The sequence below is a fragment of the Massilia sp. YIM B02763 genome (assembly GCF_030412015.1).
Classification (GTDB): domain Bacteria; phylum Pseudomonadota; class Gammaproteobacteria; order Burkholderiales; family Burkholderiaceae_D; genus Telluria.
In genome coordinates, this window is record NZ_JASNRD010000018.1 from 1 (window position 1) to 14,888 (window position 14,888).

The window sequence follows — 14,888 nt, forward strand, 5'->3', positions numbered from 1 at the left end:
GGTAGCTAACCACCAACTCAATCAAGATACAAGGGTGGGCGCGGCCGGCGTAGGCACCACGTGCCCACCATCGCGTTCACGCGGCCTTGGCGCTGGCCACGCCGTAGCGGCTGGCCGGCTGCGTGCCCGACAGTTCCGGATGCATCGCGCGGCGCGCGGCTTCGTAGGCATCCCACTTGGCGCCGTCCTGCAGGGCGGGGATGGTGGCGAACTCGCCCTGGTCGAAGCCGGCCAGCGCGGCGTCGACCATGTCCTCGGCACGCATCACGATTTCCTGCGGCAGGTGTTCGACCGGCACGCCGGCGATGCGCCAGAAGTCGGTGGCGGTGGCGCCCGGCAGCACGGCCTGCACGCGCACGCCCTTGTCGGCCAGCTCGTGCTGCAGCGACTGGCTGAAGGCGACGACAAAGGCCTTGCTGCCGCCGTAGACGCCGTTCAGGATTTCCGGCGCGATCGCGGCGATCGAGGCGATATTGATGAAGGCGCCGTGCTTGCGCTCGACGAAGCCCGGGGCCGCGGCATAGGTCAGGCGGGTCAGCGCGGTGACGTTCAGCGCGATCATGTCCTGCATCTTGCCGATGTCCGATTGCAGCAGCGGGCCGGTGCCGCCGACGCCGGCATTGTTCACGAGCAGCGTGATGCTCGCATCGCCGCGCAGCAGGTCTTCGACGCGGGCCAGGTCGGCAGCCCGGGTCAGGTCGGCGGCGACGGTGCGCACGCTGCGGCCGTGGGTGGCTTCCAGGCGGTTGGCCAGCTCCTGCAGGCGGTCGGCGCTGCGGGCCACCAGCACGAGGTCGTAGCCGCGCTTGGCGAGGCGGTCGGCATAGATGGCGCCGATGCCGGTCGATGCACCGGTGATGACGGCGGTGCCCAGCTTGGTGTTGTCGGTTTGGCTCATGATCATTCTCCTTGAAAGTGGTCGTTGAATGTTTTGTGTGTGTACGCACACATTAGTCTAAAAAATTTTGCTGCTGCTGTTGCTACTCAGGTCCCCAGCTTGTGCGTCGACTCGCGCAACTGGCTCGCCAGCTCGCTGCCGAACTTGCGCTCGAATTCTTCCTGCGCGGCCTGCCACACGGGCAAGGCCTCGGCCAGCTTGCGCCGCCCCGCATCGCTCAGGCGCACCACGTTGCGGCGGGCGTCTTCCTGGTCCGGTCCGATGGCCAGGTAGCCGTCGCGCTCCAGCGGTTGCAAGGCACGCACGACGCTGGTGCGCTCCATCACGAGCCCGTCGACCAGGTCCTTCATCGACGCCGCACCGGCGTCGTCGACGTAGATCAGGATCGAAAACTGCGTGCTCGTCAGACCCACGGTCGACAGGCGGTCCTCGTACAGCTTGGTGATGAGACGCGCCGCCTTGCGTGAAGCGAAGCAGTTGCAGTAAGTGAGTCGTTCCGAAGTAGCCATGGACTCAGTATCTAGTGTGTGCACACACATGTCAAGCACTTTTTTCGCGGCCGCGAAAAAACGAGGCTTCAGCAATCCGGGCAGCGGCCCGGCAGGTCTTCGATATGGGCCTTGAGCATGTCGATGAACACCCGGGTGCGGGCGGGCACCAGCCGCCGCCCCGGCAGCAGGCACCAAATGCCGACGCTGGGCAAGCCCCATTCCGGCAGCACGCGTACCAGCCTGCCCTGGTCGATCAGCGACTGCACCACGTAGTCGACGGGCAGGTGGGCGATGCCGGCGCCGGCCAGGGCCAGGTCGCGCTGCAGGCGCGGCGAATTGCAGCGGACGGCGCCCAGCGGCGTCCACTCGGACCGCTCGCCACCACGCTCCAGCCGCCACGCGACGGGCAGGCCGTCGTTCCCCGCCAGCGGCAGGCAGGCGTGCGCCGCCAGCTCGGCGGGCAGTTGCGGGGATCCGTGCCGCGCCAGGTAGTCCGAGCTGGCATACAAGCCTTCGCGCATGTCGAACAGCTTGCGCGCGACGAGCGTGGCATCGTCCGGCAGCCGCGGCGCGGCCCGGATCGCCAGGTCGAAGCGCTCGCCCAGCAGGTCGACGCGGCGCGGCGACACGTCCAGGCGCAGCGCGATCTCCGGATAGCGCTCGCGGAAGGCCAGGCAGAAGCGGGGGAAATCGAACTCGAGGAAGTCGGGCGGCATCGAGACGCGCAGCTCGCCGCGCGGGGCGGCCTGGCGGTGCAGCGCCAGCGCCGACACCTCCTCCGCCTCGTCCACCAGGCGGCGCGCATGCTCGAGGATGCGCTCGCCGAATTCCGTGATCGCCAGGCGCCGCGTGCTGCGCACGAACAGCTTTTCTCCCAGCGCCTCCTCGAGCAGGCCCAGGCGCCGTGACAGCGTCGACTTGGGCAGGTCGATGCGCTCGGCCGCCTGCGTGAAGCTGCCGGCGTCGACCACGCGCACGAACAGGATCAAGTCATTCGCATCGACCATCGGACCGCCTCATTTTTCCAGGAATGGAACAATGATACCCGCAATCCCCACTTAATTCCCGGAAATATGCGGAATAGAATGCTTCCATCGTTTGAACACCCGTGGAGAAAACCATGAACATCCTGCAGATCAACGGCAGCGCCCGCGCCAATGGCGCCAATTCCACCCGCGTCGCCGACGCCATCACGGCGCGCCTGAAGGCCCGTCATCCGGACGCGACCGTCGAGCTGCGCGACCTGGCGCGCGACCCGCATCCGATGCTGGACGAAGCGGCGCTGGGCGCCCTGTTCACGCCGGCCGACCAGCGCACGCCGGAACAGGCCGCGCGCGTGGCCCTGGACGACGCCCTGATCGCGCAACTCAAACGCGCCGACGTCGTCGTGCTGGGCGTGCCGATGTATAACTTCGGCGTCTCGGTGCAGACCAAGTCCTGGATCGACGCCATCGCCCGCGCCGGCCAGACCTTCCGCTACACGGCCAACGGCCCCGAAGGCCTCGTCACCGGCAAGAAGGTCTACGTGGGCCTGGCCCGCGGCGGCATCTACCGCGACACGCCCAACGATGCGCAGGTGCCTTACCTGCGGGGCGTGCTGGGCCTGATGGGCATGACCGACGTCGACTTCATCTACGCCGAAGGCGTGAACATGGGTCCGGAACGCGCCCAGGCCGCCTTCGACGCGGTGGAGGCGCAGATCGCCGAAGCGATCGCCTGATCAGCTCAGCGAGCGCCTGGGCGTCACTTGGCGACCAGGCCCAGTTGCTGCATCAGGGTCAGGTTGTCCTCGATGTGCCAGTTGTCGACGATGCTGCCGCCCTCGATGCGGTAGATGTCGGTGGCGATGAAGTCGATGTCCTGGCCCCGGCCCTTGACCTTGTCCTGCGTGCCTGCCCATTGCCCCGTGAAGTGGCCGTGGAAGCGGTAGTGCGCCGTGACGCGGTCGCCCGTGACGATCATCTGCTGCAGGTCCGCCTTCAGGTCCGGGATCGCGGTGCGCACGAACTTCGAGGCGGCCAGCGGTCCCTGCGGGCCCTGGGCGCGGCCCGGAGGCAGCGTGCGGTCGGTGAAGCGCGGGGCCAGCGCGGCCTGCGCGAAACGGTCCTCGCCGGTATCCCAGAACGTGGCGTAACGGCGCGCGGCCAGCATGGCGGCCTGCGCCTGCGCCTTGGGCAGCGACTTGTCGACGATGACCGTCCGGGCTTGTACCAGGTCGGCATCGGCAACGGGCGCAGCGGCGGAAGCGGCGCCATGGACGGACAGCGCCAGCAGCAGGCCGGCGCCGAAAGAAGCGGTACGGTGGATGGATGCGGTATTCATGGTGGGTTCCTTGTTGTCGTGGGCCGTGTGCTGCTCGGCCATGGACTCATCATAGATTTCCCGAATGTGGAAAAATAGCGGGTAGAAAGGAAAGGATTATTTCCAAAAACCGCAAAATGACCACGCTCGCCCACCATTTCCCCGCCCTCCTCGCCTTCGCCAAGATCGTCTCCTGCGGCAGCCTGTCGGCCGCCGCGCGCGAGCTGGACGTGCCCGTCTCCGTCGTCAGCAAGCGCCTGTCCCTGCTCGAAACGAGCCTCGGCACGCGCCTGCTGCAGCGCACGACGCGGCGCCAGGTGCTGACCGAGGAAGGCGCGCTGTTCCACGCCCGCGTGCTGCGCATCCTCGACGAGGTGGCGCAGGCCGAGGCCGTGCTGCAGCAGCGCCGCGAGGGCGTCGAAGGGCTGCTGCGCGTGACGGCGCCGGGAGAACTGGGGCGGCGCTGGATCGTGCCCGTCGCGGCGGCGTTCCAGGAGCGGCATCCGCGGGTGACGCTGCAACTGGACTTGAGCGACAAGGTCGTCGACCTGATCGACCACGGCGTCGACATGGCGGTGCGCTACGGCGCGCTGGCCGATTCCTCGCTGGTGGCGCGCGAGCTCGCGCCGAACTACCGCGTGCTGTGCGCCTCCCCCGCCTACCTGGAACGCCACGGCGAGCCGCGCGTGCCGGAGGACCTGGCCGCGCACCGCTGCATCGTGATCGGCGACCAGCGCCGCACCGACTGGCGCTTCGACGGCGCGGACAAGGCCGTCGTGCGCGTGGAGGCCAGCGCCCTCACCAACGACGGCGGCGCCGCCCACCAGCTGGCGCTGGAAGGCGCGGGCATCGCCCTGAAGTCGATCTGGGACGTCGGCGACGACCTGCTGGCCGGCCGCCTCGCGCGCGTGCTGCCCGGCCACGCGATCGCGGCGGCGCCACTGCATGCTGTCTATCCGCACCGGCGCAACCTGGCGCCGAAGGTGGAGGCGTTCGTCGCGTTCCTGCGCGAGCGCTTGCAGGACGCGTGGCGGTGGTGACGGCATGGTGGGCACTTGGTGCCCACCCTATGTGACCGCAACAAAGTAGGGTGGGCACCAAGTGCCCACCATGCCCCTCAAGTGACCGCAGGCTCCAGCAAGGTCAGCGTTTGGACCTGCGTGTCGAGCCGTGCCCGGATCCCCAGCGGGATCGTGAACTGGTGGCGGATATGCCCGAACGAGTAGCCCGTTACCGCGGGCACCCGCAGCGGCTTCAAATGCACGTCGAGCGTCTCGTCCAGCGTCAGCGACGATCCTTCTCCCTGCGGCCCGCAGTTCTCGCAGATGCCGATCATCAGCGCGGCCGCCTTGTCGAAACCGCCGGCCAGGTCGAGCTGGGTCATCCAGCGGTCGATGCGGTACGGTTCCTCGTTGACTTCTTCGATGAACAGGATGGCGTCCTTCCAGTCGGCCGCATACGGCGTGCCGGCCAGCGCGCTCACCAGCGACAGGTTGCCGCCCACGAGGGGACCGGTGGCCACGCCCCCGTGCACGGTGCGCACGGCGTAGTGCGGCTCCTCGCGCGCGCGCTGCGCGTTCTCGGGCGCCATCGCGATCGTGTACGCCGGCTGCGGCTCCATCAGCACGGACAGCAGGTGGCCGTCCGCGTACGCCGACGGGGTGCTCGATGCTACCGGGCCGTGGAAGGTCACGAGGCCGGCATGGCGGCGGATCGCCAGGTGCAGCGCCGTGATGTCCGAGTAGCCCAGCAGGACTTTCGGATTGGCGCGGATCAGCGCGTAGTCGAGATGCTTCAGCAGCGAGATGCAGCCGGAACCGCCGCGGATCGCCCACACGGCCTTCACTTCCGGGTCGCGGAACATGCCGTGCAGGTCGGCGATGCGGGCGGCGACGGTGCCGCCGTAGTTGCCCCAGACTTCGCGCAGCCAGGCGCCCTGCTTGACGCGAAAGCCGAGCGATTCGATGTGCCGGACCGCCTTCTCGATGGCGGCGTCGCTGGTGTAGCCGCTGGGGGCCACGAGGCCGACCAGGTCGCCGCGGCGCAGGCGCGGAGGTTTGATGAGCGTTTGCATGCGGGGGATGGCGCGCGCCGGCAGTGCCGGCAGCAGCAGGGCTGCCGCCAGCGCGCGCTGAAAGGTGCGTCGATCGGCCAATCAGAAGAACTTGTACTTGACGTCGAAGCTCAGCGAGCGGCCGCGCGGGTCGGCCACGCGCGGATCCCAGCCGGCGCCCACGACTTCGTCCACGTTGTGCGCGGTGAACGGCGGGTCGCGGTCGAACAGGTTCTGGATGCCGACGGTGATGGTCGTGTTCTTCAGGCCCGTGTACGTGCCCGACAGGCCCCACGTCGTGTAGCTGGACACGTGCGGGTTGAAGCCGGCCGGCGGCGTGCTCTTGCCGGCGTCCGGCAGCTGGTCCTTGTAGCCGTCGCGGTACAGGTTGCTGAGCAGGACGCTCCAGTCGCCGCGGCTCACGTTGAAGGTCGCGTTGTGCTTCCAGCGCAGGTAGATGTCGCGGGTGTAGAAGTTGCCCACGTATTCGACGTAGGGCTGGCCTTCGAACTCGGCGAACTGGTAGCTCTGGGTCCAGGTGCCGTCCAGCGAGGCATTCCACTTGTAGCCGCCCGGCAGGGTGCCGCGGCCGCGCAGGCCGACGTCGGCGCCGCGCGTCTTGAGGCCCGCCGCGTTGATCCAGCCGGCGTCGATGTACTCGATGACGCCGTCGGCGCCGCGGTGGATGTAGTCCTGCAGGTAGGCCGAATTGGCCAGCACGACCTGCGGGGTGCGGTTCAGGATGCGGTCCTTGACGTTGATCGCCCAGTAGTCGACGGACACCGAGAAGTTCGCGTTCGGCTCGACGATGAAGCCCAGCGTGCCCTGCTTCGAGGTTTCCGGCTTCAGGTTCGGGTTGCCGCCGCTGAAGTAGTCGAGGCGCTCGATCGCGCAGAAGCGCGGATCGCCCGGGTGCGTGGCGCAGCCGACCGGGTCGGACACGCCGCTCGGCAGTTCCTGGCTCAGGCGGCCCGCGTACAGCTGGTTGAAGCTCGGCGCCAGGAAGCCCTTGTTGGCCGAACCGCGCAGCATCAGCCAGCCCGTCGGCTTGTAGCTGAAGGCGACCTTCGGATTCGTCGTCGCGCCGATCAGGCTGTAGTCGTCGCGGCGGATCGCCAGCTGCAGTTCCAGGTCCTTGATGACGGGGACGGCCAGCTCGGCGTACACCGCCTTGATGTTGCGCGCCACGCGGTCCTGGTTGCCGTTGCCCGGCGCCAGCAGGATCTGGGTGGCGTCGACGTCCTGGCGGAACTGGTAGCTCTCGCGGCGCAGGTCGGTGCCGATCGCGCCCGAGACGGCGCCGGCCGGCAGGTTGAACAGTTCGCCGGAGATCGAGCCGTTCAACTGGGTCAGCGTGGTCTTGCCGTGCTGCAGGCGGCCATAGAACTTGGTCGATTCCAGCGCATCCATCGCCTGCTGGCTTTGGCCTTCGGCCGGCGAAGCCCACGGGTTCACGACGCCGCTGCCCAGCACCTTGTACAGGGCGGCCGTGTTCGCGTAGCCGTCGAGCAGGTCGGTCGTCGTGCGGCTGAAGCTGTGCGACAGGTCGAGGCGGTAGTCCCACTTGCTGGCGATGGTGCCCTCGGCGCCCAGCAGCAGGCGCGCGGTGTCCGTCTCGTATTTCTGGGTGCGGTCGCCCAGCGGCCAGGCGCGCCACTTGTAGATGATCGGCTTGGTCGGGTCGTAGCTCGGGATGTAGGCCGACAAGTCCTGGTAGTACTGGCCGCCGACCGGGTAGGCGTTGCCGGCCGCCAGCGTGGTCGAGATCTGCACCGGCGTCAGGATCGCCGAGGTGCTGGTGTGCGCGCCCACGACTTCCGCGTACAGGCGGTGTTCCGGCGTGAGCTGGTAGGTGCCGCGGCCGACGAAGTTGGTGCGCTCGGTCGGCAGCTGCATCACGTAGTCGCCGCCGTAGTCGTACGAGCAGGAATAGGTCGAGCGCAGCGGCGACGTCACGTTGGCCCACAGATTGGTCGCGTACTGCTGCATGCCGGCGACCGTGTCGCACTTGCCTTGCAGGCTGAGCAGGCCCGCCTGCAGGTAGTTGCTGTTGCTGCCCGGCATGCGGAAGCCCGTGCCCAGCGCCGTGCCGGCGCCCGTCAGCTGGTTCGCGACGGGGGTGCCCGTGGTATCCGGGGCCAGGCCGCGGCCCGGCTGGAAGCCGTTGGCGAAGCCGCGCTGGCTGGAATCGAGGCGGTCGTTCTTGTCGTAGCCGATGGCGGCCATCACGTTGAAGCGGTCGGTGTCCAGGTTGCCCTTGCCGGCGATCAGCTGCAGGCGGCGGGTGGCGCCGCCGCCGTGTTCCGTGAAGTTGCCGCTGGCATTCGCCTGCACGCCTTCGAAGTCGGTCTTGAGGATGAAGTTGATCACGCCGCCGACGGCGTCGGTGCCGTAGATCGCGGAGGCGCCGTCCTTCAGGACCTCGACGCGGGCGACGGCCGCCAGCGGAATCGTGTTCAGGTCGACCGCCTTGCCCGACAGGCCATAGCCGGCGATGCGGCGGCCGTTGATCAGCACCAGGGTGCCGGATGGGCCCAGGCCGCGCAGCGAGGCGAAGGAGCCGCCGCCGCTGACGCGGTCGGCGTCGGCGCCGAACACGTTGTTCCCCGAGGTCATGTTGTCCGCGCCGGTGCCGTTCGCCGAGATCAGGCGCAGCATCTGTTCCGCATTCGTGATGCCCTGCTTGTCCATCTGGTCGATCGAAATCGTCTGCACGGGGAGCGCGCCTTCGACGGCCATGCGCTTGATGCTGGAACCCGTGATCTCGACGCGCTGCATGGCGGCGGACGATTGCGCCTGCTGGGCGAGGGCGGGGGCGGCCGCGCCGATCAGGGCAATCATGTGGGCAAGAGTCTTCAACTTCACGCGTCTTCTCCTTCGGGTTCTGCTAGGGCTCGGCTTGGGATGTAACAGTCAAGTAATGTCTTTGCATTACGATATTTGTGCGTTCAAAGGTAAGCGTAGAGTTTTTCGCCAGCCAATGAATAATCCGGCGCTGAGTATAACTAGAGGGAATGTTTAGTTAGGGAAAAACCAACGCGGCCCTCACTTCTCTCTGCTGTTCCGTTCTCTTTCCGCAACATCCACGTCCAGGTAACGCCACTGCGTGAACTCGACCGGGTGGCGCTTGTAGTTTTTAAGCCACGGTTGACGGATATCGGCCGACAGCACATGGGTCAACGGCACCCAGGGGTTATAGGCGTGGATCAGCTGGTTCATCTCGGCGTACAGCTTCTGGCGCGCCGGACCGTTGGTCAGCTGGCGCGCCTGCTCGTAGCGGATGTTGTAGGCCGGCAGGTCAAAGCGCGCATAATTGGCGCGGCCCGCGTTCGGGCCGTACAGCAGCTGGTAGAAATTGTCGCCGTCGGGGAAGTCGGCGATCCAGTTACTCTCGAACATCTGCACCTTGCCGAGGCGCGAGGCCTTGATGATCTCCGTCTTCTTGTCCGACTTGAACACGACGCGCAGGCCGACGGCGTTCAGGCATTTGCGCCACAGCTCGTCGCGCAGGCGGCCGCCCACTGTCGCTTCGCTGCTCATTTCCAGCGTCAACGGTTCCGTCTCTCCCGGCTTGCCGCCGCGGCGGGGCTGGCGCCGAAAGCCGTCCGGATCGCGCTTGTCGTAGCCGTACCGGTCCAGCAGCGCGTTCGCGAGCGCCGGGTCGTGCGGCACGGGGCTGCGGTAAGCGGGGTCGTAGCCCAGCACGCCGGGCGGCAGCGGCGACTCCGCCTTCATCGCGAAACCCTTCTTCAGCAGGGCGATGTCCTCGGCGCTGTCGTAGCTGAGCGAGATGGCGCGGCGCAGGGCGATTCGCTCCTTGCCATAGCCGCCCAGCACCGGGTCCTGCATGTTCATCCACATGTAGTAGGTCTGCAGCACGGGAAAGCGATACAGCTGCATGCCGCGCCTGGCGAGGTCCGGCTTCAGCTTGCCGTTGTCGATGACCATGTCCGTCATCGATTCCGGCACCTGTTCCAGGTAGTCGTACTCGCCGTTCAGGAAGCCCAGCATGCGGCCCTGGAATTCCTCGGCAATCTTGACCTCGACGCGGTCCACGCGCGGCAGGCGCTGGCCTTCGAGCGCCTTGGCGATGGCCTGGTCCGCGGGATCGGCGCCCGGCGTGCCGTGGAAGACGGCCGTGGAATCGGGATTGGCGACCAGCACGATGCGGTCGCTGCGCTTCCAGTCGCCCAGCATGAACGGCCCCGTGCCGACCGGGTGGTTGCCGGCCTGGCCCGGATACGCTTCGATCACCTCGCGCGCGACGACGCCGCTGGCGGGCGTGGCGAGATAGAACAGGAAGTTGTTGTCCCGCGCGGACAGGCGGATGCGCAGCGTGTAACGGTCCGGCGCCTGCAGGCCGGGAATCTCGGTGGCGTAGCTGAACCGGTCCTTCAACGCGGCATCGCCCAGCAGCTTGCCGTCGAACATGAAGGACCAGGGCGATTTCAGCGACGGGTCGTACAGGCGCTTGATGCTGTAGACGTAGTCGGCAGCCGTCACTTCGCGCTTGCCGCCCTTGAACGCCGGGTCCGGCGTGAAATGGATGCCGGGGCGGAGGTGGAAGGTGTAGGTCAGCCCATCCTGCGAGATCTCCGGCAGGCCCGTCGCCGTATTGCCCTGCAATTTGACGGGACGCGCCAGGTAGTCGTAGCGCAGCAGCGGATCGAACAGGTTTTCCAGCAGCGACAGCGTGGCGATGTCGGAGGCGACGGCGGGGTCGAGGCCCGTCTCGCTGGTGGACAGGAACATGTGCAGCACCTTGGGCGGGGCGGCGCAGGCGCTGCCGGTGGCGAGGGCGGCGAAGAGGACGGCGGTGGCGAGGGAGCGGAATGGCGGCATGGCGGAGGTCCTGGGGGCGTTGCGTATCATAGGGCCAGGGTTATGAGCAGGCAATATGCCAGTGAAATTGGGCCCCTGCCTTCGCAGGAGCGACGGAACACGCGTCATCGCTCCCAACACAACGTCATCCCTGCGCAGGCAGGGATCCAATTCCCTCTACAGCACCCCACTCCACATAACTTTTTTGCATAACCCCGCCGCATTCTTTCATCAGTGCAGCTTCCCCAGCGCCTATACTCTCCCCTGCACATCGAACGCACACATCACATGGCTCTGAACTACATCTGGATCGGCTTCTTCCTGGTCGGCTTCGTCGCGGCGCTCGCGCAACTGGTTTTCTTCGGCGACACCGAGATCTTCAAGCGCATCATCGACGGCACCTTCGAGTCCGCCAAGACGGGCGTGATGGACATCGCGCTGCCGCTGGCCGGCGTCATGACGCTGTGGCTGGGCATCATGAACATCGGCGAGAAGGCGGGCGCGATCGGCTGGCTGGCCAAGCTCATCTCGCCGTTCTTCTCGCGTATCTTCCCGGAAGTGCCGAAGGACCATCCGGCCACGGGCCACATGGTGATGAACTTCTCGGCCAACCTGCTGGGCCTGGACAATGCCGCCACCCCGTTCGGCCTGAAGGCGATGGAAAGCCTGCAGACGCTGAACCCGAACAAGGACACGGCCACCAATGCCCAGATCATGTTCCTGGTGCTGCACACCTCGGGCCTGACGCTGATCCCGCTGGCGATCATGGCCCAGCGCGCCATCCTCGGCGCGGCCGATCCGTCCGACATCTTCATCCCCTGCATGGTCGCGACCTACGTCGCCACCGTCGCCGGCATCATCGCCGTGTCGATCCGCCAGCGCATCAACCTGTTCGACGGCGTGGTGCTCAGCTGGCTGGGCGGCATGACGGCGGCGATCGCGCTGATGATGTGGTATTTCACCAGCTACCTGAGCAAGACCGAGATCGAGACCGTCTCCAAGGTGGCCAGCAACTTCATCCTGTTTTCCATCATCGTCGTGTTCATCGTCGGCGCCATGCGCAAGGGCGTCAACGTGTACGAGGCCTTCATCGAAGGCGCCAAGGGCGGCATCCAGACCTCGCTCACCATCATTCCCTACCTGGTCGGCATGCTGGTGGCGATTTCCGTGATCCGCAACTCCGGCGTGCTCGGCTACGTCGTCAACGGCCTCGCCTGGGTCATCGGGCAGCTGGGCCTGGACACCAGCTTCACGCCGGCGCTGCCGACGGCGCTGATGAAACCGCTGTCCGGCAGCGGCTCGCGCGCGCTGATGATCGACGCGATGAAGACCTACGGCGTCGACTCCTTCGTGGGCCGCCTGGCCTGCATCTTCCAGGGCTCGGCCGACACCACGTTCTACATCGTCGCCCTGTACTTCGGCTCCGTCGGCGTGCGCAAGACCCGCTATGCGATTTCCTGCGGGCTGATCGCCGACCTGGCCGGCATCGTCGCCGCCATCTCGGTGGCCTACGTCTTCTTCGGCTGACGCTTCGGCTGACCCGACAACGATCAACACTGACAAGGACCAGCATGTCTCGACGCTTCGCTCCCGCCCTCGCCCGCACTGCCGCCGCCGCCGCCACCGTATTCCTGCTGGCCGCCTGGCTGCCGGCCCGCGCGCAGTTGCCGGAACCGGTGACGAGCGCCCTGCGCGCGGCGGCGATCCCCGAGAGCGCCCTGTCCGTGCTGGTGCTGCGCGGCGACCAGACCGTGCTGGCGCACCTGGCCGACCGTCCCATGCAGCCGGCGTCGACCATGAAACTGATCACGACGCTGGCCGGCCTGGAGCAGCTCGGCCCCGTGTTTCGCGGCCGTACCGAATTGCGCACGACCGGGACCGTGGAAGGCGACACGCTGAAGGGCGACCTGTACCTGCGCGGCGGCGCCGACATGGACCTGTCCACGGAGGCCTTGACGGCGATGCTGCGCAGCCTGCGCACACAGGGCATCCACCGCATCGACGGCCGCCTCGTCGTCGACCGCCAGCTGTTCAATCCGGCCCGCGCCGACCTGGGCCGCGCCCCCTTCGACGAGTCGCCCGAGGCGTACTACAACGTCGTGCCCGACGCGCTGCTGATCAACAAGAACATGCTGCAGATCGACATGCGCAGCATCGGCACGGGCAAGCGTGTGAAGGTGACGATGCAGCCGGACCTGGAGGGCGTGACGATCGCCTCCGACATGACGCTCGTCGATGCCGATTGCAGCGCGTGGGAAGACGGCTGGAAGACCCCGGAAGCCGTCCCGCAGCCCGATGGCGGCATCAAGGTCATGCTGCACGGGACCTTCCCGAAAAACTGCGCCGCCCATTACGCGATCAACGTCGTCGACCGCCAGGAATACGTCGACCGCCTGCTGCGCCTGACGTGGAAGCAGCTGGGCGGCAAGCTCGCGGGGACGACCGTCGAAGGCGCGACGCCGCCGGAAGCGCGCCTGCTGGCCGAGCACGTCTCGCGCGCGCTGCCGGAACTCGTCCGCGACATCAACAAGCCCTCGGACAACGCCCTGGCCCGCACCTTGTACCTGAGCCTGGGCGCGCTCGAAGCGGACCCGCTGCTGGGCAGCCGTCCGCAGGCGGGCGGCGCCGCCACGACCCTGTCGCGCAGCGAAGCCGTCGTGCGCACTTGGCTGCGCGGCCACCGCATCGACGATGCCGGCCTGGTGCTCGAAAATGCCGCCGGCCTGTCGCGCACCGAGCAGGTCACCGCGGTGCAGATGGCGGGTGTGCTGCAGGCGGGCTTGCGCAGCAACTGGGCGCCGGAATTCTTGGCCAGCATGCCGATCGTCGCCGTCGACGGCACCATGCGCCGCCGCCTGGCCGGCAGCCCGGCCGCCGGACGCGCGCGCATGAAGACGGGCACGCTGCGCAACGTGGTCGCCCTGGCCGGCTACGTGCCGGATGCGTCCGGTCGCCAGTGCGTGCTGGTGGCCATGCTGGGCAGCGAACTGGTCGGCAACGGACGCGGCCGCGCCGTGCTCGACGCGCTGGTCGACTGGGTCGCGCGGCTGGACGGCGCACCGGCCACGATGCCGGCGCCGGCACCGGCGCCGGACGGTAGGGTGGGCAGCTCCACCATGCTGCCCGCACGATGACGACGCGTGCGCTGCCCACGCGGTGATACGCGCCGCTCGATCCGTCGAGGCCGCGAGCGGCGCCGGGGTCAAGGCAGCTAAGCCAGGCGCAACCATCCGCAACCGCCACGTATCACCGCGTGGACGGCATCACCGGCGCGGCTCGGCCACCACCAGCCCTGGCCGAGCCGTCCACCCTACCGCAAGCCGTCCGGCATCGCGGTGGAGGCCGTGCCCGGCGCCGTTGCGGACGTCGGCGCCGGCGCGGTGACAGAGGTGGTCGCTGCTGCAGGCGCAACCGCTGCCGGAGTAACCGCTGCCGGGGTGGCTGCTGCCGGCGTGGCCGGTGCCGGGGCCGCCGCCGTTGCAGGGATCGTCGCTGCGGGCGCTGTCACCACCGCTGCAGGCGCTGCCGTCGTTGCCGCCGGTGCCGCCGCTGCGGGCGCCACGGCCGCCACGGCCTGCGCATTGCCCGGTCCCGATCCCATCCACGGCGCCTCGGCCAGCTCCGGCCGCGCCTCCACCAGCGAGACGTTCGCGCCCGTGCCTTCGCGGATCGCGCGCACCAGGTCCATCATCGTGTTTTCCGTGAACTTCTCCGGCGTGCCGAACAGGGCGCCGACGCCGCGCCGCGGCAATGCCAGCAGGCCCCCTTCGGGACGGGTGAACACGGTGTACATGTCGAGGTGGTAGCCATTGCGGTAGGGGAACAGGCAGGCGACCAGGTTCAGGTTCTGGCCGCCGCGCACGGTGGGAGCGGCCTTGGCCGTCCACGATGCGCCTTCGCAGGTGGGCGCCGCCGGCGAACTGCCCGCCGCGGGACTGCCCGCTGCCGTGCTGCCGGATGCGGCCGGTTCGGCCATGCGGAAGCGGCCCGGCACGTCGCCGACCGGGGCCCCGGACGGGATCGCCACCACGGCATCCTTCACGTTACGCTGGATGCCGGCGCTGGCGGCCTGGGCCACGGTGGCCTGGGACGCGTTGGTCTTGATGTCGAACACGCGGTAATACTCGACCGTCTTGTCCTGGGCCGCGAACATATTGTCGCCGGTGCTCTGGCACCCCGTCAGCAGGGTCGCCGACAGGGCAAGGAACGTGCCGGCCATCATCGAGTTCTTCATCGTGCACCTCTGTGTGGAATGGATGAGGATGCGGGACGATGACCCATCCCGCATGACAGCCCGATTTTCACGGTGGGGAATGGATGGGAA

12 protein-coding genes are annotated in these 14,888 nt (G+C 67.9%); 4 read left to right on the top strand and 8 right to left on the bottom strand.

What is annotated here, in order from left to right; genetic code table 11:
• Positions 1-76: 76 nt before the first annotated feature.
• The 3 genes from QPK32_RS19970 to QPK32_RS19980 form a co-directional block, all read right to left on the bottom strand.
• A complete protein-coding gene (locus tag QPK32_RS19970) occupies positions 77-904 on the bottom strand; it encodes an SDR family NAD(P)-dependent oxidoreductase (protein WP_374046772.1) in 828 nt (275 codons plus the stop codon).
• An 80-nt stretch (positions 905-984) separates the two neighbouring features.
• Positions 985-1,407: a MarR family winged helix-turn-helix transcriptional regulator gene (locus QPK32_RS19975; protein WP_290414550.1), complete on the bottom strand. Its 423-nt coding sequence runs from the start codon at positions 1,405-1,407 to the stop codon at positions 985-987.
• Positions 1,408-1,475: 68 nt separating this feature from the next.
• Positions 1,476-2,396 carry a LysR family transcriptional regulator gene (locus tag QPK32_RS19980; RefSeq protein WP_290414551.1) on the bottom strand — a complete coding sequence of 307 codons (921 nt, stop codon included), beginning with the start codon at positions 2,394-2,396 and terminating at the stop codon, positions 1,476-1,478.
• Between the two features lie 113 nt (positions 2,397-2,509).
• On the opposite strand from QPK32_RS19980, the gene QPK32_RS19985 reads away from it, so the two are divergent.
• The gene (locus tag QPK32_RS19985) at positions 2,510-3,109 is read left to right on the top strand and encodes an FMN-dependent NADH-azoreductase (protein WP_290414552.1); all 600 of its coding nucleotides are present in this window, start codon (positions 2,510-2,512) and stop codon (positions 3,107-3,109) included.
• A gap of 23 nt (positions 3,110-3,132) precedes the next feature.
• On the opposite strand, the gene QPK32_RS19990 is transcribed toward QPK32_RS19985, so the two are convergent.
• The gene (locus QPK32_RS19990) at positions 3,133-3,711 is read right to left on the bottom strand and encodes an ester cyclase (protein WP_290414553.1); all 579 of its coding nucleotides are present in this window, start codon (positions 3,709-3,711) and stop codon (positions 3,133-3,135) included.
• Positions 3,712-3,827: 116 nt separating this feature from the next.
• Here QPK32_RS19990 and QPK32_RS19995 point away from each other — a divergent pair, with 116 nt between their 5' ends.
• Positions 3,828-4,730 (top strand): LysR family transcriptional regulator, encoded by a 903-nt coding sequence (locus QPK32_RS19995; RefSeq protein ID WP_290414554.1) that lies wholly within the window; start codon positions 3,828-3,830, stop codon positions 4,728-4,730.
• Positions 4,731-4,807: 77 nt separating this feature from the next.
• Here QPK32_RS19995 and QPK32_RS20000 read toward each other — a convergent pair whose 3' ends face one another.
• The 3 genes from QPK32_RS20000 to QPK32_RS20010 all read right to left on the bottom strand — a co-directional run bounded on the left by QPK32_RS20000 (position 4,808) and on the right by QPK32_RS20010 (position 10,585).
• Positions 4,808-5,845, bottom strand: a complete 1,038-nt coding sequence (locus tag QPK32_RS20000) for an LD-carboxypeptidase (protein ID WP_290414555.1) — start codon at positions 5,843-5,845, stop codon at positions 4,808-4,810.
• Entirely contained in the window at positions 5,846-8,608 is a 2,763-nt protein-coding gene (locus QPK32_RS20005) for a TonB-dependent receptor (RefSeq protein WP_290414556.1), read from the bottom strand.
• 180 nt (positions 8,609-8,788) lie between these two features.
• Positions 8,789-10,585, bottom strand: coding sequence for an ABC transporter substrate-binding protein (locus tag QPK32_RS20010; protein WP_290414557.1), 1,797 nt, complete (start codon positions 10,583-10,585; stop codon positions 8,789-8,791).
• 267 nt (positions 10,586-10,852) lie between these two features.
• Between QPK32_RS20010 and QPK32_RS20015 the strand changes: the two genes are divergently transcribed.
• Together QPK32_RS20015 and dacB are read left to right on the top strand one after the other, a co-directional pair.
• Positions 10,853-12,091 carry a nucleoside recognition domain-containing protein gene (locus QPK32_RS20015; protein WP_290414558.1) on the top strand — a complete coding sequence of 413 codons (1,239 nt, stop codon included), beginning with the start codon at positions 10,853-10,855 and terminating at the stop codon, positions 12,089-12,091.
• Positions 12,092-12,135: 44 nt separating this feature from the next.
• Positions 12,136-13,698 carry a D-alanyl-D-alanine carboxypeptidase/D-alanyl-D-alanine-endopeptidase gene (dacB, locus tag QPK32_RS20020; RefSeq protein ID WP_290414559.1) on the top strand — a complete coding sequence of 521 codons (1,563 nt, stop codon included), beginning with the start codon at positions 12,136-12,138 and terminating at the stop codon, positions 13,696-13,698.
• Between the two features lie 176 nt (positions 13,699-13,874).
• On the opposite strand, the gene QPK32_RS20025 is transcribed toward dacB, so the two are convergent.
• On the bottom strand, positions 13,875-14,798 hold the full coding sequence (locus QPK32_RS20025) for a hypothetical protein (RefSeq protein ID WP_290414560.1): 924 nt from the start codon (positions 14,796-14,798) through the stop codon (positions 13,875-13,877).
• Positions 14,799-14,888 lie beyond the last annotated feature (90 nt).